Consider the following 21299-nt stretch of genomic DNA (forward strand, 5'->3'; position numbering starts at 1 on the left):
CGAAACGGATATTCAAGATCACATCACATGGCGCTGGCCGTCGTTTCCATCCAGGCACGATGTCGGGCCTCATCTTCGTGAGCCTTCATGAAAAATGCCTTCGACTGGGGAACCGCATCCTCGTGACGCGATGCTCGCTCGTAAGCAGTCACGGTATCATCTTCATTCGTCTTCATGGCTTTCAGGATAGCTGAGTCGCCAATCAGGTCTGCAAGTGCGATCTTGCCTGTCGTAAGCATCTGTTTCATGTCGCCTTCGGTCGGGGCTTCGATGCCGAGCTCTCGAGCCATGTCGTTCAAGACGGAAACATGCTGGAGGTGGTCCTGTTTAAACTCGGCAATTTTCGCACTGAGTGCTTTGTCATCCAGCCGCTCGATGCAGGAATCGTATGCGGCGATTGCATCATGCTCCAAATAGAGAAGGTCTTTGACGAGCTTTTCAATATTGCCTTCGTTGCCAACCAGTGTAACCATTTTCAGGGCTCCTGTTGTTATGGGACCTCGAAAACGTCGACTGGCTCGTCTTGTTCCCAGTCAGGCTTTAACGGTACGCAACCGGACGCGGTGAATTTGATAGTATGTCACGTTTGCCCGGGTCCATTGAACGTCCAGCGTGTGTAAGCTACGCGATGTCGGGCCCTTCGCCGGAATGCGGGCATCTTCAACGCCACGAAAAAAATTTTGACGAAAATCTTGAAACTGTTTTTCCCAAAATTAGATCATTCTCGTCAGTCGCCGACAGGGGCTGACAGAACCGGGGACGCGAGTTTCCGCGTCCCCATTCCATCTCGCTTCAAGGAGGATTTGGCTATGAGAACCGAACTCGATTTTGCACCTCTCTATCGCTCCAGCGTCGGTTTCGACCACGTGTTCAATCTGTTGACCAACGCTCAGCGTCTACAGGCAGTTGACCCTTGGCCTCCTTATGACATCGTCAAAACGAGTGACGACGATTACCGTATCGAAATGGCGGTCGCGGGCTTCGGCGAAGCCGATCTCGACATCATGCAGGAGCGCAACGTACTGGTTGTAAAAGGCCAAAGGGCCGAGGACAGAGACGGCGAATATCTCCATCGCGGCATTGCCGGTCGTCCGTTTGAGCGCCGTTTTGAACTTGCCGACCATGTGAAGGTAGAAGAAGCCTCTTTGGTGAATGGACTTCTACGCATTGCATTGCGGCGAGAGATTCCCGAGGCCCTGAAACCGCGCAAAATCACGATCGGCCCGGCTGGTAATCAGGCAGCCCCGCTACAAATCGAAGCGGAACGACAGGTCGCATAAGGCGCCCGACATGAAGACGCGGCTTGTAAGAACTTGAGCATAAGCGGGAAGCGGACCACGCTTCCCGCATTCATCTCTCATACAGACACAATCGGGGCAGATGGAAAGGAAAAGCTGATGAAACCCGATATGTTCGAGGAACCCGTTACCATTCTTTTGGGTCTAGGCATGCCAACAAAAGTCAGATCGGTCATGCATGCCTACCAGATACTCTTGGATTGGCGAAACCCTGCGGATCTTGAGCGCGAGCTAGCGCTCAAAGCGTGCAAGACTGCGATCAAGGGGGAAATCGATGCCCAGACCGCACGAGCCGTTTTTGTGGCCTTTGCCGAACGACATGATCTCCTTGCGCCGGACGTTGACAGTCTGGTGGCGCAGAGTAAAAAGGGCAACAGCGACCCCCATATTCGTTGAGCGGATTATGACCAGTGCGTTGCGGGGATCACACTTCTTGACCGCACTCCAGCTCGAAGAAATAAAAGCGGTCGTCGCCGTTAACGACCATTGCTCCCATTATGCGTCCGTCATCGAATTTGCAAAAATGATCGATGATGGGCCGTCTGTGGTAGATCATCGCAGCGCTCGTGACGCCTTGGTTTTCAATGAAGGCACAGCGCCCTTGGCCCTGAGTCGGCGGAGTAAGTCGGAAAGCAGGCCGGTTCCGGCTTGAGACCTCCCAATCTTGTGGAAACGAAAATCAAACGCAGTGGCACCCAAGCCGGTTCAATACCAGACACCTGGTACGGCGCGAAACAACAGCGCATCGGCTCGCTACTGAAGGGAAATGCGGTATCAAATCTTCGGCTTCAACTAGCACGCGAATTGGACGAACCAGTCTGCTCGCCGTGGTCTTATCACTGAGAAATCAATGAAGACCCGACATGACCGCAAGTCCTGCTAGACACGTGACTTTGTCGTCGCGGTTGTCCGCGCCTCAGAACCGTTGACGCGCGATGACGTCAACGAATTGCGGCATTCTGCAGTTGGCCTGCTGCCCATCAAGCGCGACGAGTTGCTTCCGCGACAATGAGCTTCACTGACGGAAAATCTCCTTAATCGCGTTGGTCAAATCCTCTTGGCTGTAAGGCTTTGTCACTAGGAAAGCGCCAGGTAATGTTTCTTCAATTTGGCGCGATTGACCGCTCGCAAATATAACTTTGAAGACTCGACCTGCGTTTCCAAGCTCCCGAACAAGCTCATAACCGGATAAATCGGGTAAGCCGATATCGGTCACAAGAAGATCGAAGCTTTTCTGGGCCAACATGAGTGCTTCTTTTGCTGAGCCCGCCTCCAAGACACTGTGCCCTAAATCCGTAAGCATCTCCGCCGTGTTCATGCGTATCAAAGCGTCGTCTTCGACCAATAGAACGTTGAGAGTAGGGTTGGGATGTTCTGGAACTTTGGTAACTGTTGTCTTCTGTGTCCGAACTTGTATACGTTGAGCTCGATTGCCAAGGACGTGTCTCATCTTTCGTGCCAGGGCTTCACGGGTGTACGGTTTCGATAAAAGTTCGACGCCGGCATCAAGTCTACCGCCGTGGACGATCGAATTTTCAGTGTATCCGGACGTGTAAAGTACGGCGATATCCGGTTGACGCTCTTTGGCCCGCTTTGCCAGTTCGGTGCTTTTCATGCCGCCAGGCATGACAACATCAGTGAATAGAACGTCGATCAAAATTCCAGATTCGACAATCACTAGTGCCGCTTCCGCACTGGACGCCTTCAAGACACTGTATCCCAAGTCACTGAGCGTCTCGACCACGGTGGCACGGACCTCATCGTCGTCTTCAGCGACCAGGATGGTTTCCGAGCCTCCCATAATCGGCCCTAAGGCAATGGGAGTTTCGCGATCTTCACTCGCAAGCGCCCGCGGCAGATACATGCGAACAGTCGTTCCGTGGCCCACTTCAGAATATATTTTTACGTGGCCACCTGACTGCTTCACGAAACCAAACACCATGGACAGGCCAAGTCCTGTTCCTTTGCCCTCCGGCTTCGTGGAGAAAAATGGTTCAAATACCTGTTCAATCATATCGGCCGGAATACCCGTGCCCGTGTCGGTCACCGAGACCATAACATATTGGCCGACTTCGACTTCGTCATGCTTGGCTGCATAGTCGTCATCTAGAAAGGCGTTTCCAACCTCAATTGTTAACTTACCCTGCCCATTCATCGCGTCACGCGCATTGATCGCCAGGTTCAGAACGGCATTTTCCACTTGAGCCGGGTCCGCAAGGCAGTTCCAGAGCCCCCCAGTTATAATTGTCTCAATTTCGACGGCCTCGCCAATCGACCGCCGCAGCATGTCGTCCATGTCGCGCAGGAACCGCCCAATGTTAATGACCTTTGGATCAAGGGCCTGGCGTCGCCCAAACGCCAACAGCTGACTTGCCAATTTGGCACCGCGAGTGACCCCAGCCATTGCATTTGTCAGGCGACGCTGTGCTTTCTCGTTTCCAGAGAGGTCTTTTTGCAAAAGCTGGAGGTTGCCCGAGACAACTTGCAGCAAATTGTTGAAGTCATGTGCAACCCCGCCCGTTAGCTTACCAATGGTCTCAAGCTTTTGACTGTGACGCAGTCGCTCCTCTGAGGCCCGCAATTCTTCTGTTCTCTGAATGACTTTCTGTTCAAGACCCTCAGTGAGCTGTAAAAGGTCGTTCTCCGCGCGGCGGCGCTCCACGGCATTGCGCAGTCTCAGCGCCATCTCCTTTAAAAATGTCAGCTCCTCGTTGCGCCATGCTGTTGCCTTCGAGTTATTGACGAACAGGACGGCGACAAGCCCACTTTGCTCCCTCAACGGAACATTGACGCTTGCACGCGCGGAAATCACGTCTAATGCTGCGGCGCGCTCCCGTGTTCGAGGATCGACCTCGGCGTCGGATATAACAACGATTTCACCCTTCTTGAGGTCGTCAACAAACATGCCGTAGTCGCGAAAACGTCGTAGTCCGCTTAGGCTACCAGTGCGGCCACTCGTCCAGTCGTGTTCGATTAATATTGTCTCGCGGGCCTCATCGATTGTCCCATAACCTGCGCGACTGACTTTCAGCAGACTTCCAATCGTCTGCAGTGCTGCTTTCACGATATCGCCGGGATCACGCAGCGTTGCAACGTGCTCATTAAATTCGATAATCGCCGTTCGCTGTATCTCGGCAATTTTGAGTTCGTGAACATCCGTGCAAGTGCCATACCAGCGCGTGATTTTACCTTGGGCGTCAACGACCGGGTTTGCTCGACCAATAACCCAGCGATAATGTCCGGTATGATGTCGCAAACGATACTCGATGTGATAGGGCTCGCCAGTTCGCAAACATTCGCGCCATACAGCCCATGCTCTTTCGCGATCATCCGGGTGGAAAATCTCATTCCACCCAACGCCGTCCGTGGAACCACGCTCGACGCCAGTGAACTCATACCAACGCTCGTTGTAGAAGTCGTGAAAACCGTCAGGCCGGGTCGACCAAACCATTTGGTCAATCGAGTTGGTCAGGGCTTTCAGGCCGCTCTCGCTTGCCCAGAGCTTTTGTTCCATATCGTGTCGCTCATCAATATCGATGACCGAGCCAATATAACCAAGGAATGTTCCATCCGCAGAAAAGCGGGGTTCCGCCGCGTCGATAGCCCACCTGTAAATGCCGTCGTGACGGCGAAGACGGTACTCGAGTCGAAAGCCTTCCCGACGAGCCAACGCCTCCATGAACGTTCGGGTCGCCAGTTCCTTATCGTCAGGATGCGTGGCGTCGAGCCAACCGAAACCTTCGGCTTGCTCCTGGGATTGCCCCGTAAAATCGTACCATTTGGTATTGAGGTAAGTGCATGCACCCGCCTCATCGACGACCCACATCATAACCGGTGCGTGATCTGCCATATTGCGAAAACGCGCTTCGCTTTCCCTAAGCTGCTGTTCGCCTCTCGTGCGCTCTGTCGTCTCGCTCACGATACATAATACACCCCCAACCGAACCATCGGCGATGGTTACGGCTGAGTAAGCAATGTCGAAGGTTACCGTTTCCGGATGACCATGACGCTCGATATAAAAGGGTCTATCCTTGAGAAAAACAGGCAAGCCCCTCTCCATCACCTGATCGAGGAGCGGCTTGAGATCTTCCCATAGCTCACTCCAATAATCCCGCGCGGGACGGCCGAAAGCATCTGGATGCTTCAGGCCAATGGATGGAGCGTATGCTTCATTGTAGAGAGCGACATATTCCCTACCCCAAAACAAAATAATCTGGTGTGGGGACGCCGCTATCGTCCGAAACGTAGTTCTCAAATCCGCTGGCCATTGCTCAAAAGCGCTGATGTGGGCGGTGGGAAGTCCACCTAGCATTTCTTGAACCCACGCCGTGTCGGCACCCGCGGACGTATTCATGCTTATCAAGCCTCATCTAAACCGTTAGACTTGCCTAAAGAAGCCAACGCAAACAGTAAAGACCTTAGAACGTACGAAGCTGTGAGCGCATGCTTTGCACGCGAGAGCCAGCCGTGAAAACAAACATCCGCTATCTCATCATCTTCTCGAACAGAAACCCTTCGTCGTCCGGTAAATCGTTAGGACCGGGATGGTTTGGATCGGGGTGCTTTGAATGAAAGAACGCGATGATCTTGAAGCCACACTTATTGACATAGAAGTGGATGTTTCTCCTCTCAAAGTATGGCGTGTGCGTTCGCCAGGTGGCGGTCTCCCGATAGCGCGCTTCAATGGCAAGCCAAGCCTTGTGACCGAGACCATTGCCATGCTCCCCGACCTTAAGGAAAAACAGGTCGAGCGTGTTGTGGTGGGTCTCCTCATCGATGGTCACAACCGCGCCACCAACCTTCTTGCCGTCTGAGAGAATCCGCAGGGCGACCGCGTTCGGAGCATTGATAGAATTGTCGATGTCCTCGTCGGAAGGAATGGGACCATCGGGGAGCTCCCCGTACTTTTCTATAACCGCGACGGCGAACGCCTCCTGGAGTTCCCTTTTAAAGTCCGGGAGATCGGCGGGATCTGCTACGATGAGGCTCACAGTGTGACTGTTCATGACTTCTCTCGAACTCTTCAAACGAGCGACCCGTTTACACAGACCGGATGCCCGTACAGTTCCTCGTTGTTTTGTGGACGCTAGCAGGCCCAGTTTGCGGCTTTGTGGTGAGCGTGTAGAGTCTTCTCGGTGGTGATGAGATTTACGGTCAGAGTATCCGTTATCTACTCAATTCTCATCGAAATGATAGACCTCGGCGGTCAGCCAGGCTGGCCAGTCCCTTTCAAAAAAGGACTTTGCATTTTCATCAAAGGACCTGTTCAGCCGCACCTGAACTTCCATGCTCTGATCGACCTTTTGGATGATGATCTGTTCATCGCGGTGCTCATCTCTTTCCTTGCGGAAGCGAAATTCTTCCAAAGCACCAGATCGCGACTGAGGCAGTGCCTCGCCGTCTTGATCACAGATGGCTCGCGCGCCACGACTTCCACCACCAGCAGAGATAAAATAATGCAGCGCTGTGAGGACGGCTTCTGACGCTGCTGCCATCTGCGCCCACTGTAGCGCCCTTCCCGCTTCTGCGGCTCGTTCGTACCCAATTCCTTCCGAACGAATACGGGCATTAAGATGTCTGGCATCCTGTAGCGCGCCGGCAACGCTTTCCGCGTCGCAGATCATTCCCGCTTTCTCACTCATCCTAGTCTGTACTTCGGAGCGGATATGCCTGACCGTAAGCGGGCTGTCTGGTCGGAGCAAACCAACGAACTGGTCTAAGGCATCGGCAGCGGACGCAGGCACGTTTTTGTCTTCGACGGCTTTCGCTTTCCCATTGGCTGAAATATGTTCAGCGACGCGTGTGCCGAACACCTGGCCGGAATTCAAGGCAGCGCCGCCTGGCCGTGTCACACCGTGCGTGCCTGCCGCCTCACCGACCGCATAGCAGCCGGCGAGATTGCTGCGACCCCAGGTATCGACCATCACACCACCGTTCATATGCTGATTGTTGACAGCAAACTCGAGCGGCCGTGATGCGATGTCGACCTTGTAGCGACGATACAATTCTATCGACAGAGGGTTCATTTGCCGAAGGCGGTCAATCGGCATGTCCTGAACAGCACCAGCGTTGGACAGATATTCGCTGGCATCACGGTCGAGCCGCTCCAGCGAGAATGGGACATCTCCCGGAACCTGCTGAGGATTACGATTGAAATCCATGAATACGCGGCGACCTGCCGCGCTTTCGCGATAAATTGCCAAATCAACGAGGCTGGAGCCGAAGTCGAGCATTCGGGTCGAGTGGAAGGGCCACTGGTACCCTTTCCGGAAGATATTGGATGCCAATTCTTGCGTGGTACGATAATAGTCGCCAAGGAAATGGCGCTCGTTTCCGTCTGCGTCGACCGAATAGATGTGAGGCATTGCCTGCACATAAGTACCCGAAAGATTCCAGGGAAACCCTTCGCGGCGGGTGCCAATTCCAAACTGACTTTCAGTGAGATTGACGAGCTGGATACCTGCCTCCAATGCTAGGCCGAGCGAACCAAAACACCCATTCGGGTAAACGCTATCGCGATAGAGTTCCCCAGGGCCACCTGCAGCAAGCACCACAACGTTGCAGACGAAAAGGGCCCACCCCATTGGATTTTCATCGCTGCGCGCGGCGGCCATCATAACGAGTACGCCAGTCACACGCGACATGCCGGGCTGACCGTCGCTTAGAAGTTTTACAGCAGTTGTCTGGTTATAGAATGGAATTTCAAGCCTTAGCGCCTCTTCGGCAAGTACCTTGACCATCAATCGCGATGTTCTCGGCCCACAACTTGTCGCACGACCAACCTCGTCATGATCAGTCTGATAGCGTAGGGTGCCTCCCAGTGGATCCTGCGGCAACGGCAAGCCGAGATACTGCAGTGAGGCCATCATTCGAGGAGAACCAACGGCCTCGACATATGCGGTATCCTCGTCCATTGCGCCACCAGCGCGGATGGCACGCGCCATTGCTTTGAAATTGTCTCCCTGATCAGCCGTGTTGGCCGTATGCAAGGTCTGTTTGTCAGACCCAGAGCAGGCCGATGTCCCGCCCCATGCACTCTGACTGATGATCACCGCGTCAACGCCGCGGCGGCTGAGTTCGACAGCAGCGCGCAGCCCCGCCGCCCCGGATCCAACGACCACACATCCCGGCCGGTACACGGGCATTTCAACGCCACCAATGCGGATTTTTTCTGCCGACAATGCCTCTGGAGCAAGCTTGGGCATCTCTACATCTGTCAACGCGTCCAGAATATGTTGAGGAACTTTGATCGTCATGGGACTGGTCCTTAGAGGCTATTCAGGCGAACGGGATGTCGACCCAGCGCCTGGTGCGGGACGATTCCATGCAGGCATCGACAATCTGGCAAATATGATGACCGTTTTCGAACGTCGGCCACATCGGTGTTCTCGTGGTAATTGCTCTCACGACCTCTGAAGCTTCGATAATTTTGCTCTCGTTGTAACCAAGCGCAAAGTTCGGCAGCGGTAGGAAGGCGCGGAACGTCGCATTCTCGGGACCTACGTCAATTTCGCGAAATCCTGCGCGGCCTGTTTTGTCATCGCCTGAATAAAACCGCAGGCGATTAACCTCATCGTAGTTGTAGACGATGCTACCCTTGGTGCCATAAATCTCGTAGGTCTGCATGAACTTGCGGCCTGTGGCAACACGGCTGAAGTCTACGATACCAGCCGCTCCGTTCTGAAAACGGCATATCAGATGGGTTGCATCCGGATTGGTAATCTCGGCCCATTTTTCGTCACCCGTCAAAGCTACCTTCTCACCATAACCAAGACCTTCGACAACTGGACGCTTGGGAGTGAGGATCAAATTGTCGGCGACCAGCGCGGTAACGCGGCCAACCAGAAACTCCATGAAGCTGAAAACATGCGAGCCGGTGTCCCCAACAATGCCTGTGGGAGCCAACTTGCCGTCAGCCCGCCACATGTATGGAGCCAAGGGATCTCCATACATGTCGATATGCTGACACCCCTTGAACATCTTAATGTCGCCGATCTCACCAGCGTCAATGATCTCCTTGGCGAGATCATGCACGGGGTTTCGCGGAAAGGCGTGCCCCACTCTGGTAATCAGCCCCTTTTCCTTGGCGATGTCGGCAAGCTCGCGGGCTTCTGCCGCGGTATCCGCAAGAGGCTTTTCGCAATAGACATGCTTGCCGGCAAGAAGTGCTGCCTTTGCGACCTCGTAGTGAAGGCTGTCCGGCAGGCAGATATCGATGAGATCGACCTCAGGATCACTTATCGCCTCTTTCCAGTGCCGCAGTATCTTCGCACCGGGGGCACGGCGGGAAAGATCGTCTTCAGCAGCCGGATTAGCCTCGACGATTGCAACGACGCGAGCAGTCCCGCCAGACGTGCCGATAAAGTGTGGAAAGGTCTGGTAGGCCATGGTGTGTACCTTGCCCATCCAGCCCGAGCCACCGAGAACAGCCACTCTTACTTCAGTCATTACGAGCACTCCTATGAAAGCAATCTTGGGCTGGGAAAAGTGTTTCCGTTAACGAATATCGGCGCGCGCTCTTGGTCGTGCATCGTTGCGTTCGTAAGAGAAGACTGCAGAGGGCAGAGGGGGCAGATTTCGGATGATGTCCGCCCCTTTTTCACCGACCATGATTGTAGGTGCATTGGTATTGCTTGACGGGACTCGTGGCATGACCGAGGAATCGCAGACCCGCAATCCCTCCAACCCGTGAACTCGCAGATCGAGCCCAACAACAGCCTCAGGCCCTGTCCCCATTTTGCACGTGCCGACGGGGTGATGATCTGTTTTGGCATTAGCGCAGCCATATTCGAATAGTTCATCGTCACTCATCACTTTCGGACCGGGCAAACGCTCTGCAAGGACAAACGGCTTGAGAGCCGCCTGCTGCATGATTTCGCGCGCCAGCTTGAGGCCTTCCAACGACATTTTCCTGTCGTGAGGATCAGCCCAATAATTGGGATCGATGAGCGGCGCGGCTGACGGATCTGACGATGATAGACGGATCGTACCGCGCGATCTCGGATGGAGATAGGCCGAGTTGAGGGTGACGCCGGCATTCTTGAGGCGCTCAACACCCGCCTCAATGCCAGAGCCGAGCCCCAGATGAAACTGGACGTCCGGTGAGCGGGCATTCGGGTCTGCATACCAGAAACCACCCGTCTCAAAAAGCGAAGACGCGACGGGCCCGGACCTGAAGAGGACATACTGAAGACCTGCCCAAAGCGTTCGATGGAGTTTTGCGACACCATCATACGTATGGTCTCCGGTGCATTCGGCGATAACAAAAAGATCGAGATGATCCTGCAGGTTTCCGCCAACTCCCGGCAGATCGTGCTGCACCTTCACACCGACGGAGTTGAGATGGTCAGCCGGTCCGATCCCGGATTGCAACAGAAGTTTGGGGGAGCCGATTGCACCTGAAGATATAACGACATCACGTTCCGCACGGATGATTTGAGGACCATTTTTACCGATGATTTCGACACCGACAGCACGGTTACCTTCCAACACAATGCGCGAAACGGGAGCATTTATGCGCACTGTCAGGTTCTTACGATCCTTGATCGGAGACAGATAGGCAAGAGATGCCGACGAACGACGCCTGTCGCGCTGCGTCAGCTGATAGAAGCCAACACCAGCCTGTTGCCGACCGTTGAAGTCATGGTTGTAGGGGATGCCGAGCTCTTGCCCCGCCCGGATATAGGCATCGCAAATCGGCAGCGCTGAAACTGGCATGGAGACGCCAAGTGGGCCGCCATAGGAGTGATAATCATCCGCGAAGCGCTGATTGTCCTCGGCGCGCTTGAAATAAGGCAGGATAGAACGGTAATCCCAGCCTTTGCAGCCATCTTCATTGGCCCACATGTCATAGTCGGCTGCATTGCCGCGCGCATAAAGCTGCGCATTGATGGAAGACCCGCCACCGATAACCTTTGCCTGGGTATAGCGAAGTACCCGCCCCTTCATGTGTTTCTGCGGCACGGTGGACCAGCCCCAGCTGGCGACGCCCTTCGTCATCTTCGCAAAGCCCGCTGGCATATGGAAGAGAGGGTTCCAATCCCCGCCGCCCGCTTCAAGCAAAAGAACACGAACGTCCGGATCCTCTGACAGACGATTTGCCAACACGCAGCCAGCCGGACCGGCGCCTGTGATGATGTAATCAAAGCTCATATTTAGCTCCTTGAAATAAAGAGGCCGAATCCGACGGGCGCGACGGAGATCTGACAAACGGCTGCGAAATTCATGAACTCAATCCTGTCTTCACCAGGTGGTCGGCGACGCGCAGTGCCTGAGCGGCAATCGTCAAGGCAGGATTGACGGCGGCCGATGTTGGAAGAAATCCGCCATCGACCACGTAAAGATTGGAGTGATCCCAGGCACGGCACCACGGATCAAGAACCGATGTTGCAGGGTCAAGACCCATGCACACCGTGCCGCATTGATGGGAGGGGGTGCGTTTGTCGAAGGCTTGCGAGAGGACCACAGGATATCCGGCCGCCTTGAAATGCTCTCGCATCTTGTTTTCAAGGCCCGATAGCGCCTCCATGTTCGACCGCCGCCACTGCATGATGATGCCTTTGCCGTCGACCATGATGCGGCTTTCCGGGTTCGGTAGATCCTCTGTCATCATGTACCAATCCACGGCGTGTCCAGCCATGAAGTCGAGAGCAAAACGCGGCGCATAACGCGGCGCATTTGCCCTGAGGATGTCGCTGTTGATTTTGCCGAGCAGTTGAACATTGCCGAGCGGCAGGTTATCGCGCCCCCCTGACAGATAATAGTCATTCACCATCAAGGTCTTTTGATAAATGCTGTCATTGCGCTTGAACGGATTGATAGCCAGCATCGCGCTGCAGTTATGGTTCATGAAGTTTCGCCCGACCTGATCGGAGCGATTTGCCAGGCCCTTGCCCTCCCCTGAGCGGAGAAGAATGGCTGCAGAGTTGATTGCGCCGGCAGACAGGATGACAAGTTTCGCCACCAGGCGCTTTCGCTCACCTCGATGCGTGTAGTGGATCGCCTCAATCCGGCCGTCCCGTCCAGCTTCCAGCGTATCGACATGGGCGGACGTCACGAGTTCGATGTTGGGGTCTTTCAACGCCACCTCGAGGGATGCCGTTTCAGCATCCTTCTTGCCCTTTCCCGTGTTGGGAAAGCCGTCCCAGGGTGTGCGTCCGCCACCCAGCCAGGCGTCGATATCAACGCCAAGCGGCAATGTTGCCGGGTGTAATCCCTGTGCCTTCAACTCCGCTCTAACACGCGCGATTACCGGTTCATCCGGCACGGCAGCGTGAGGATAGGGTGTAGAGTGGACCGGTTCCGTTGGGTCTTCCCCCAACCGGCCACGGGCCTCGAACAAATGCTCGGCCTTGCCGTACCAAGGCTCCAATTCTTCATAAGGAAATGGCCAGGCAGGCGAGACACCACCGAGGTGCTGCATCTCCGTAAAATCTTGCGAGCGGTAGCGCAGAAGAACGGCACCGAAAAGTTTGGAATTGCCACCGACGTAATAAAAGTTGCCGGGATTGAATTCTGTACCGTCTGTTTCGCGCCAGGTTTCCTTTGGCCTGAAATGGCCATCGACGAAAATCGAGCGGTAACTGCGCGCCTCCGGCGTGTCGGGCAGGCGTTCACCACGCTCGAGAATGGTGATACGCGCGCCAGACCCAGCAAGCCCGGCCGCAATCGTTGCGCCGCCAATACCCGAGCCTATGATGACGATGTCAGGAGCCTGTGTCATTTCAAGGATCTCGTTAACTCTCACGCGATGCGAAGCTGGTTTGCAGGGTCGAAAAACACTGCCTTGTCCAGATTGAAGGCAAGACGCGCGTTTTGGCCGGCGGATATCCTGACGTCGGCGCGCAGTCGTGCGACGATTTCCTTGCCACCAAGATGGGTCACGGCAAATGTATCGGCACCAGCGGGTTCCACGACCTCGATCAGGCAATCACCTTCCGCAACGGTGCGTGCATTTCGGTCAGCACCGTCGGGATCGGTCAGCGCCTCCGGGCGAATTCCAAAAATGACGTCCTTACCCTGATATGCAGCAAGGCTTTCCGGTGCATTCGGCACCGCCAGCACCAATGGTTCAGCCTGATGGCGAGCAAGCGAAACGGCAAGACCCGAGCCATTGGCCGTAACCTTGGCCTTCAATAGGTTCATGGCTGGCGAACCCATGAAATCAGCGACAAAAGTGTTGGCCGGGTTGTTGTAGATTTCTGCGGGTGAGCCAAACTGCTGAAGCACGCCGTCTTTCAGCACGGCGATCTTGGTCGCAAGTGTCATAGCTTCGATCTGATCGTGCGTGACATAGACGATGGTTGTCTTCATGCGCTGATGCAGTCGTTTGATTTCCGTTCTCATGTCGACACGCAGTTTTGCGTCTAGGTTCGACAGAGGTTCATCAAACAGAAAGAGTTTGGGGTCGCGAACGAGTGCCCGCCCCATGGCAACGCGCTGACGTTGCCCACCAGACAGCTGACCGGGCTTACGATCGAGCAGATGCGAAATCTGCAACATCTCGGCCACCTGCTTGATGGATTTTTCCCGTTCATCCTTTGCGATGCCGCGAATCTCCATGCCGAAAGCGATGTTACCGGCAACCGTCATATTGGGATAAAGTGCGTAAGACTGAAAAACCATGGCGATGTCGCGCTTGGATGGGTGCAAGTCCGACACCGAACGGCCGTCGATGGCGATATCACCTGAGGTGATCGGCTCAAGACCGGCGATGGTGTTCAACAACGTGGATTTACCGCAACCGGACGGGCCGACGAGAACCAGGAAACCTCCCTGCTCGATCTCTATATTGATGTCCTTGAGGATTTCGAGTGCGCCATAGGACTTGCGCAGATTGCTGATCTTGAGGAACGACATGTGGCATTATCCTTTCACTGCGCCGGACATCAGGCCGCGCACGAAATATCGTCCTGAGACGACGTAGACGATGAGGGTGGGCAGAGCGGCGAGAATCGCGCCTGCAAAATGGACGTTGTATTCCTTCACGCCCGTCGAAGACTGAACGAGATTGTTAAGAGCAACAGTCATCGGTGTCGTGGATGCACCCGAGAACGTGGCACCAAACAGGAAGTCGTTCCAGATATTGGTGAACTGCCAAATGACGGAAACAACGATGATCGGACCCGATGAGGGCAGCAGGATGCGGTAAAATATCTGGAAAAAACTGGCACCATCGATCTGTGCCGCCCGGACCAGTTCCGTCGGAAAAGACTCGTAGTAATTCCGGAAATAGAGCGTCGTGAAGCCGATACCGTAAATGATATGGACGAAGGTCAGCCCCCAAATCGAGCCAGCCAGTCCCATCATGCCCAAGATGCGTGCCATCGGAATGAGAACGATCTGGAACGGAATAAAGCACGACAGCAACAACAGGCCGAAAAAGATATTCGATCCCCTGAATTGCCATTTCGTGAGTACATAACCGTTCAAAGCGCCCATGATCGTCGAGATGGCAACGGCTGGAACCACCATCATGATCGAATTGATGAAAAACGGACGTAAACCGGTTGGTTGCACACCGATCTGGGCGGACGACCAGGCGGTAATCCACGGTTCGATCGTCCACTGTTGTGGCAGGTTAAGCATGCCGCCCTGGCGGATTTCATCCAGTGGCTTCAGTGAGTTCACCAGCATCACGTAGAGTGGCAGCAGGTAGTAGATCGCAAACAGCAGAAGCGCCGAGTAGATCAGTGCGCGTGTCAGTCGGTTATGCGATATGGCATTGTCGGGGCTGGATACGCTCATCGGCTTTTGCCTCCGCGAACTTCAGAATAGAGATAGGGAACGATGATCGAGAAGATCATGATCAGCATGATGATTGCTGACGACGCACCTATTCCCATCTGATTGCGGGTGAAGGTGTAGGAGTACATGAAGGTGGCGGGAACTTCGGTCGCCTGACCAGGGCCGCCACCGGTCAACGCGACGATAAGGTCGTACGCCTTGATAGCGAGGTGGGCGAGAACCACGAAGGCTGACAGGAACACGGGGCGCATCAGAGGAATGATGATGCGGCGATAAATCGTCGGGGTCGATGCGCCGTCAATCTGGGCCGCTTTGATGATCTCGTTATCGACACCGCGGAGACCTGCAAGGAACATCGCCATGACAAATCCAGACGATTGCCACACTGCAGCAATTACAACGCAATAAATGGCGTAGTTTCGATCCTTGATCCAGGTGAAGCTGAAGCTTTCCCAACCCCACAGATGCATGGTGTTCTCAAGTCCGATGCCCGGATCGAGGAACCATTTCCAAGCCGTACCTGTCACGATGAACGACAGTGCCATTGGGTAGAGGTAAATCGGCCGCAGCAACCCTTCTGCCCGAATTTTCTGGTCCAGCAAAATAGCAAGGCCAAGACCAAGCACCGAAGAGATGATGATGTAAAGCGTTGCAAATATTGCAAGGTTGCTGATCGACCGCCACCAGTGCGGGAGAGCCCACAGCTTGGAATAATTACTGAGGCCGACGAAATTATAGGACGGCAGCATCTTGCTGTCCGTCAGCGACAAAATACCCGTGTAGGCGATGAAGCCATAAACGAAAACGAGTACAATGAGAAAACTTGGAGCTAACACAAGCTTCGGCAGAAGCTCTTGCAGCCGGCTTCGGCTATCCATGGTCGATACCACCGTTGAATCTTGGTTGAGGGCGCGTCACCCCCTACTCTGGCCTGATCGCTCTCTTTCCTGTGAAAGAGACGCATCCGCTGCCCCCAGAGGCTCTCTCCCCGCAAGGAGAGAGCCGGTTGTGCAGTCGTTATTTTGCCGCTTCAACGGCAGCCTTCAGTTCCTCGACAGCTTCGTCTGAGGAAAGCTCGCCGTTGAACTGACGTGTCACAACGTCATAAATCGCGTTCTTCACGGATGCAGGATTGGCATGGCCATGCGCCATGGAACCGAACAGCGTGCCATTTTTATCGGCTTCCGCGAGATCCTTGATGGCCTTCTTGCCGCAATCGTCAAAAGCCGCATCAGACACGTCGGTGCGGGCTGGAGCCGAGCCCTTGACCACGTTGAAGGCAGACTGGAAGGCCGGGTTTTCGATGGCTGATGCCATCACAAGCTGGGCGGCGGTCTTTTCTGCGGAAACCTTGAACATCGCGAACTGGTCGGAGTTGAAGGTGACAGTGCCCTGAGTGCCAGGGAAACGCATGCAGACAAAATCGGTGCCTGGCTTTTTGCCCGCCTTTACGAACTCACCCTTTGCCCAGTCTCCCATGAACTGTACGCCGGCCTTGCCTTCGATGACCATTGCCGAGGCAAGGTTCCAGTCGCGGCCGGAGAAGTTATCGTCCACATATGAGCGAAGCTTCGTCATACGATCGAAGGCTTCCTTCATCTTGGCACCGCCAAGCGCATCCGGATTGAGCTCGATAAAAGCCTGATTGTAGAAATCATTGCCGAGCGACAACACGACGGCGTCAAAGATGGTCGCGTCCTGCCAAGGCTGACCACCATGGGCGATAGGGGTAATGCCCTGCTCCTTGAACTTGTCGAGCAGCGCAATCAGTTCCTCCCAGCTTTCCGGCTGCTTGCCGCCTGCCTTGTCGAGGGCAGCTTTGTTGATCCAGACCCAGTTGGTGGAGTGTACGTTGACAGGCGCAGCAATCCAGTGGCCGTCATATTTGGAGAATTTCTGCAGCGCAGATGGGATGACCTTATCCCAACCTTCCTTGGCGGCAACCTCGTCCAGATTGCCCAATGCGCCTTCTTTTGCCCAGTCGACAATATCGAAACCAAGCATTTGAACAGCCGTCGGTGCGTTACCACCGGTAACGCGTGCACGAAGAACCGTCATCGCTTCGGTACCGCCGCCACCTGCTACCGGCATGTCGGTCCAGGATATGCCTTTGGTTTCCAGGTCTTTTTTCAAAACATCCAGTGCGCTCGCTTCACCACCAGATGTCCACCAGTGCAGAACTTCCACATTCTCTGCGGCCTTGGCGGCCATGCCACCTGTACCCACCATCACTGCGGCAATTGCAGTCATTGTCAAAAACTTGCGCATGAGAACCTCCCAGTTCGACTTGCCAGATGCAGGACCATTCCCGCACCGATTACCCGCCCTCCTCGGGCAGTCTCATTACCGGATGGACCGGCTTATTTCTGCGGCATCCACCAGCCCGTACGTGCTCCAATGTGCATGTTGAGTGTTTTGGTCTCGGTGTAATCTTCGACCGCATGACGACCCAGCTCACGACCAAGGCCGGATTGTTTGTAGCCACCGAACGGAAGCTCGGAGGCGCCGTCCATAAAGGTATTCATCCACACCGTGCCTGCACGAACTTTCCTGCCGATGGTTAGGCACGTATCGAAATCGCGGCTCCAGACGCCCGCCGACAGGCCGTAGTCGATGGAGTTGGCAATCTCGATGGCCTGTGCAGTCGTCTCGAAAGTCAAAACGGAAAGGACAGGGCCAAAAACCTCTTCACGAGCGACCGCCATCTCCGGTGTGACCGCGTCGAGGATCGTCGGTGCCATAAATTGGCCCATGCCGAAATCGAGCGTTTCACCGCCATGGGCAACGTTGGCGCCATTGCTGGTCGCACCGGCGACATAAGCATTGATCTTTTCGAGATGCTGGGGCGTGATAATCGCGCCGACCTGCGTCATTGGGTCAAGCGGATCACCGACCTTGACGTTTTTGGCGAGTTCAGCGACGCGTTTTACAACATCCGAAGCAATGCTCTTGTGAAGGATCAGTCGTGAGCCTGCATTGCAGCATTCACCTGCGTTGAAATAGGCTCCAAACACGGCCGCATCGATGAAGGCATCGAGATCCGCGTCTGGAAAGACAATCTGCGGGTTTTTTCCGCCGAGTTCCAGCGAAACTTTTTTCAAGGTCTGCGCAGCATTGGTCATGGTCAGCTTGCCAACGCCTGTCGAGCCCGTGAAAGACACCATATCGACATCCGGATGCGTCGTCATGATTGCACCGACCTCCGGACCAGTACCGGTGACGATGTTAACGACACCATCCGGAACGCCAGCCTCCTGGAGAATTTCGCCGAGCAAGAGCGTCGATCCGGACGTCAGCTCGGAAGGCTTTACGACTGTGGTGCAACCAGCAGCGATTGCAAATGGCAACTTCTGTCCGACGATCAGGAACGGGAAATTCCACGGCGTGATAATGGAAACAACACCAATGGCTTCACGAAGAACGACACCAAGCGTTCCTTCACCAAGCGTGTTGTAGCTTTCGCCGTGGAGATCACGGGCGAGTGCGGCAGCATAACGCCAGATATCGATGGAGCCTGCGATTTCTCCGCGAACCTGCGAAATTGGCTTGCCGGCCTCAATCGCGTCGAGATAAGCGAGCTCCTCGGCGCGAGCGGAGATCAAATCAGCCGCCTTCAACAGAACAGTTGAGCGCTCCGACGCCGTCATCCGTGGCCATGGGCCGTGATCGAAAGCCTTGCGTGCTGCTGCAATGGCGCGCTCCGCGTCGGCCTTTTTGCCTTTGGGATAACGGCTGACAACGACGCCGTGGCTCGGTGCCACGCGCTCAATCGGCTGTGCGCCACCGGCTTCCCACTTCCCATCGATCAACATTTTGAAGTCGCGGGTTTTGTGATCGGCAAGAGCCTTGGGAGTAACCAGAACCGTCATTACCATTCTCCTTTGAATTGTGCTGGGCGCTTCTCCGAGAAGGATGAGACGCCCTCCTTGAGATCACCTGTTTTCGCGACAAGAATTGAGCCCAGTGCCTCGACGGCCGTACCGTTATCCTCGCCGTTCGCGGAAGCGATCATCAGTTTCACGACTTCGAGTGCTGCCGGGCCCCGCGCCGAAATTCTTTGCGCATATTCCATGGCCGCATTCACAGCATTGCCTGTTGAGGTCACGGCATCGACCAGGCCAAGGTTGGTCGCTTCGTGAGCTGTGAAAATCTCGCCGCCGAGCGCCATGCGGCGCACAACCTGTGCGCCAAAACGCTTGACCAGACGCTGCGAGCCTGACCAGCCCGGCACCATGCCAAGTCCCGTTTCAGGCAAACCGATCTTGATCTGCTCTTCCGCAATTCGAATGTCGGCAACACCAGCGAGTTCAAGACCGCCGCCCAAGGCGTGGCCATTCAGCGCAGCAACAAGGGGAACTCGCAAAGTGGCCAATCTCTCGAAAACCCGGTGGCCGTGACGAACCCATGCGTGACCAAATTCTTCCGGCCGCATACCTCCCCATGCCTTGATATCGCCGCCGGCTGAAAATCCTTTGCCTTCGCCGGTCAAAATCGCGACCCGCACATGGGTATTGGCTTCAACCTCATCGAAAGCAGTGACCAGCGCTTTCAGCATGTCCAGATCAAGTGCATTCAACTTTTCAGGTCGTGAGAGTGTCACAATCGCGACGTGCCCCTCGACATCGACTTTTACAGTGCCGCTAGCCATTAAACACGCCCTCCAGAATCCGGACGGGTTTCGTTGAAAGCGTAAGACCGATATTTGTCTCGGCGAAGAGGTTCGCATCCATCGTCTTGAGGTTTTCGGAGACGATCAATGGAAACTCGGACTGGTTCAGAATGTGCTCCTGGAGATCAACACCCGGAGCAATCTCGGTCAGTACGATACCTTTCGGCGTCAGCTTCATGACGCAGCGTTCAGTGACATAGGTGATGTCCTGGCCCTGCTCGACAGCGCGTTTGCCGGAGAACGTCACGTGTTCGACCTCCTCGACAAGTTTCTTGAGCTTGCCTTCCTTTTCGATGACCAGCTTTCCATCTGTCATTGCAAGTTTGGCACCGGCATTGAACATGCCTGAGAAAACAATCTTTCTGGCGCGAGCCGTAATGTCGACGAAGCCGCCTGCCCCTGCGGTCACGTGCGGGCGAAATGACAGCTTCGACACATTTACCGACCCATCTCTGCCGATCTCAAGGAATGAGAGAAGCGAGGCGTCAAACCCGGCGCCCTGAAAATAGGTGAACTGATACGGCGAGGGCATATATGCATCGGCGTTCGACGCGCAGCCGAATGCAAAATCAAGTAGCGGAACGCCGCCGACCGCGCCTTGTTCGATGACCCAGGTCACAGCGCCGTGCAAACCTTCTTCCATGAGAATACGCGGAACATTCGCCGAGATGCCGAAGCCAAGGTTCACACAGCTGTTTGCCTGCAATTCCTGTGCGACGCGACGGGCAATAACCTTCTGAATATTGAATTCAGGCACCGTGAAGGTGTCCAACGGCCTCATGATTTCGCCGGAGATGGCAGGGTCATAAATTGTTTGCGTTGTCTGCTTCTGGTCCGGATCGACAATGATGTAATCGACGAGCATGCCGGGGACACGAACGTCATGGGGTTTCAACGACCCTTCTTTGGTTATGCGTTTGACCTGGGCAATGACGATCCCGCCATTGTTGCGCGCGGCGAGCGCCTGATCCAGACCACCGAGATATGCACCTTCGTGCTCGTAGGTGAGATTGCCACGCTCATCAGCGGTCGTGGCGCGAATAATCGTCACCTGTGGCGCCATGGCTGCGAAATAGAGATAGTTTTCACCCTCGAATGAAACATGCTTCACGACCGGCTCTGCGGAGCCGAGCGCGTTCATTGCGCAACCCTGCCGGCTTGGATCCACGAAGGTATCGAGTCCGACTTTGGTGAGGACACCCGGCCGTTTTGCAGCGGCCTCACGATGAATGTCGAACATGATGCCGGACGGAATATTGTAGGCAGGAATTTCGTTGTTTGTGATCATCTGCCAGATAAGTGGCGGCTCTGCACTCGATGGTCCCGAAGGATACGATCCGCCGATAATCTTCTTCAGCAGCCCCTTCTTGGCGATGTGGTCGATGCCCTTGATACCGCTCATATCGCCAGCAGCGATCGGATGCAGGGTCGTCAACTCGCGCGGATGACCGGTCGCATCGAAACGTTCACCAATTGCCTTCAACATCAAATCGGGGCAGCCAAGGCCACTCGAAGATGAGACGGAAACGACTGCGCCGTCCGGTATAAGAGCTGCGGCCTCGGCCGGAGTAATGTGCTTGCTCATG

General features: G+C 55.0%; 17 protein-coding genes. 2 read left to right on the plus strand and 15 right to left on the minus strand.

Annotated elements, in window-relative coordinates; genetic code table 11:
- Window positions 1-23: 23 nt before the first annotated feature.
- Window positions 24-473 (minus strand): DUF892 family protein, encoded by a 450-nt coding sequence (locus tag HGO37_RS19700; RefSeq protein WP_250984812.1) that lies wholly within the window; start codon window positions 471-473, stop codon window positions 24-26.
- Window positions 474-809: 336 nt separating this feature from the next.
- Between HGO37_RS19700 and HGO37_RS19705 the strand changes: the two genes are divergently transcribed.
- Both HGO37_RS19705 and HGO37_RS19710 read left to right on the plus strand, forming a co-directional pair.
- Window positions 810-1280, plus strand: a complete 471-nt coding sequence (locus HGO37_RS19705; protein ID WP_250984813.1) for an Hsp20 family protein — start codon at window positions 810-812, stop codon at window positions 1278-1280.
- Between the two features lie 117 nt (window positions 1281-1397).
- Entirely contained in the window at window positions 1398-1694 is a 297-nt protein-coding gene (locus tag HGO37_RS19710) for a DUF982 domain-containing protein (protein ID WP_250984814.1), read from the plus strand.
- A 28-nt stretch (window positions 1695-1722) separates the two neighbouring features.
- On the opposite strand, the gene HGO37_RS19715 is transcribed toward HGO37_RS19710, so the two are convergent.
- The 14 genes from HGO37_RS19715 to HGO37_RS19780 all read right to left on the minus strand — a co-directional run bounded on the left by HGO37_RS19715 (window position 1723) and on the right by HGO37_RS19780 (window position 21298).
- Window positions 1723-1854 (minus strand): DUF4334 domain-containing protein, encoded by a 132-nt coding sequence (locus HGO37_RS19715; protein WP_250984815.1) that lies wholly within the window; start codon window positions 1852-1854, stop codon window positions 1723-1725.
- A 459-nt stretch (window positions 1855-2313) separates the two neighbouring features.
- The gene (locus tag HGO37_RS19720) at window positions 2314-5652 is read right to left on the minus strand and encodes a PAS domain S-box protein (protein WP_250984816.1); all 3339 of its coding nucleotides are present in this window, start codon (window positions 5650-5652) and stop codon (window positions 2314-2316) included.
- Window positions 5653-5782: 130 nt separating this feature from the next.
- Complete coding sequence (locus HGO37_RS19725) at window positions 5783-6304, minus strand: GNAT family N-acetyltransferase (protein ID WP_250984817.1); 522 nt, start codon at window positions 6302-6304, stop codon at window positions 5783-5785.
- A gap of 168 nt (window positions 6305-6472) precedes the next feature.
- Complete coding sequence (locus HGO37_RS19730) at window positions 6473-8554, minus strand: FAD-dependent oxidoreductase (protein WP_250984818.1); 2082 nt, start codon at window positions 8552-8554, stop codon at window positions 6473-6475.
- 22 nt (window positions 8555-8576) lie between these two features.
- Window positions 8577-9746: a Gfo/Idh/MocA family protein gene (locus tag HGO37_RS19735; RefSeq protein ID WP_250984819.1), complete on the minus strand. Its 1170-nt coding sequence runs from the start codon at window positions 9744-9746 to the stop codon at window positions 8577-8579.
- 48 nt (window positions 9747-9794) lie between these two features.
- Entirely contained in the window at window positions 9795-11450 is a 1656-nt protein-coding gene (locus tag HGO37_RS19740; protein ID WP_250984820.1) for a GMC family oxidoreductase, read from the minus strand.
- Window positions 11451-11520: 70 nt separating this feature from the next.
- Entirely contained in the window at window positions 11521-13020 is a 1500-nt protein-coding gene (locus HGO37_RS19745; RefSeq protein WP_250984821.1) for a GMC oxidoreductase, read from the minus strand.
- Between the two features lie 20 nt (window positions 13021-13040).
- On the minus strand, window positions 13041-14156 hold the full coding sequence (locus HGO37_RS19750) for an ABC transporter ATP-binding protein (protein WP_250984822.1): 1116 nt from the start codon (window positions 14154-14156) through the stop codon (window positions 13041-13043).
- Between the two features lie 6 nt (window positions 14157-14162).
- Window positions 14163-15044: a carbohydrate ABC transporter permease gene (locus HGO37_RS19755; RefSeq protein ID WP_250984823.1), complete on the minus strand. Its 882-nt coding sequence runs from the start codon at window positions 15042-15044 to the stop codon at window positions 14163-14165.
- A complete protein-coding gene (locus tag HGO37_RS19760; RefSeq protein WP_250984824.1) occupies window positions 15041-15922 on the minus strand; it encodes a carbohydrate ABC transporter permease in 882 nt (293 codons plus the stop codon). The genes HGO37_RS19755 and HGO37_RS19760 overlap by 4 nt, the downstream gene beginning before the upstream one ends.
- A gap of 139 nt (window positions 15923-16061) precedes the next feature.
- Window positions 16062-17312, minus strand: a complete 1251-nt coding sequence (locus HGO37_RS19765; RefSeq protein WP_464041396.1) for an ABC transporter substrate-binding protein — start codon at window positions 17310-17312, stop codon at window positions 16062-16064.
- Between the two features lie 92 nt (window positions 17313-17404).
- Window positions 17405-18919, minus strand: a complete 1515-nt coding sequence (locus HGO37_RS19770) for an aldehyde dehydrogenase family protein (RefSeq protein WP_250984825.1) — start codon at window positions 18917-18919, stop codon at window positions 17405-17407.
- Window positions 18913-19692, minus strand: a complete 780-nt coding sequence (locus HGO37_RS19775) for an enoyl-CoA hydratase/isomerase family protein (protein WP_250984826.1) — start codon at window positions 19690-19692, stop codon at window positions 18913-18915. The genes HGO37_RS19770 and HGO37_RS19775 overlap by 7 nt, the downstream gene beginning before the upstream one ends.
- A complete protein-coding gene (locus tag HGO37_RS19780) occupies window positions 19685-21298 on the minus strand; it encodes an acyl CoA:acetate/3-ketoacid CoA transferase (protein ID WP_250984827.1) in 1614 nt (537 codons plus the stop codon). Before HGO37_RS19780 ends, HGO37_RS19775 begins: the two co-directional genes overlap by 8 nt.
- Between the last annotated feature and the right edge of the window lies 1 nt (window position 21299).

The sequence above is a fragment of the Rhizobium sp. CG4 genome, assembly GCF_023701965.1.
Classification (GTDB): domain Bacteria; phylum Pseudomonadota; class Alphaproteobacteria; order Rhizobiales; family Rhizobiaceae; genus Agrobacterium.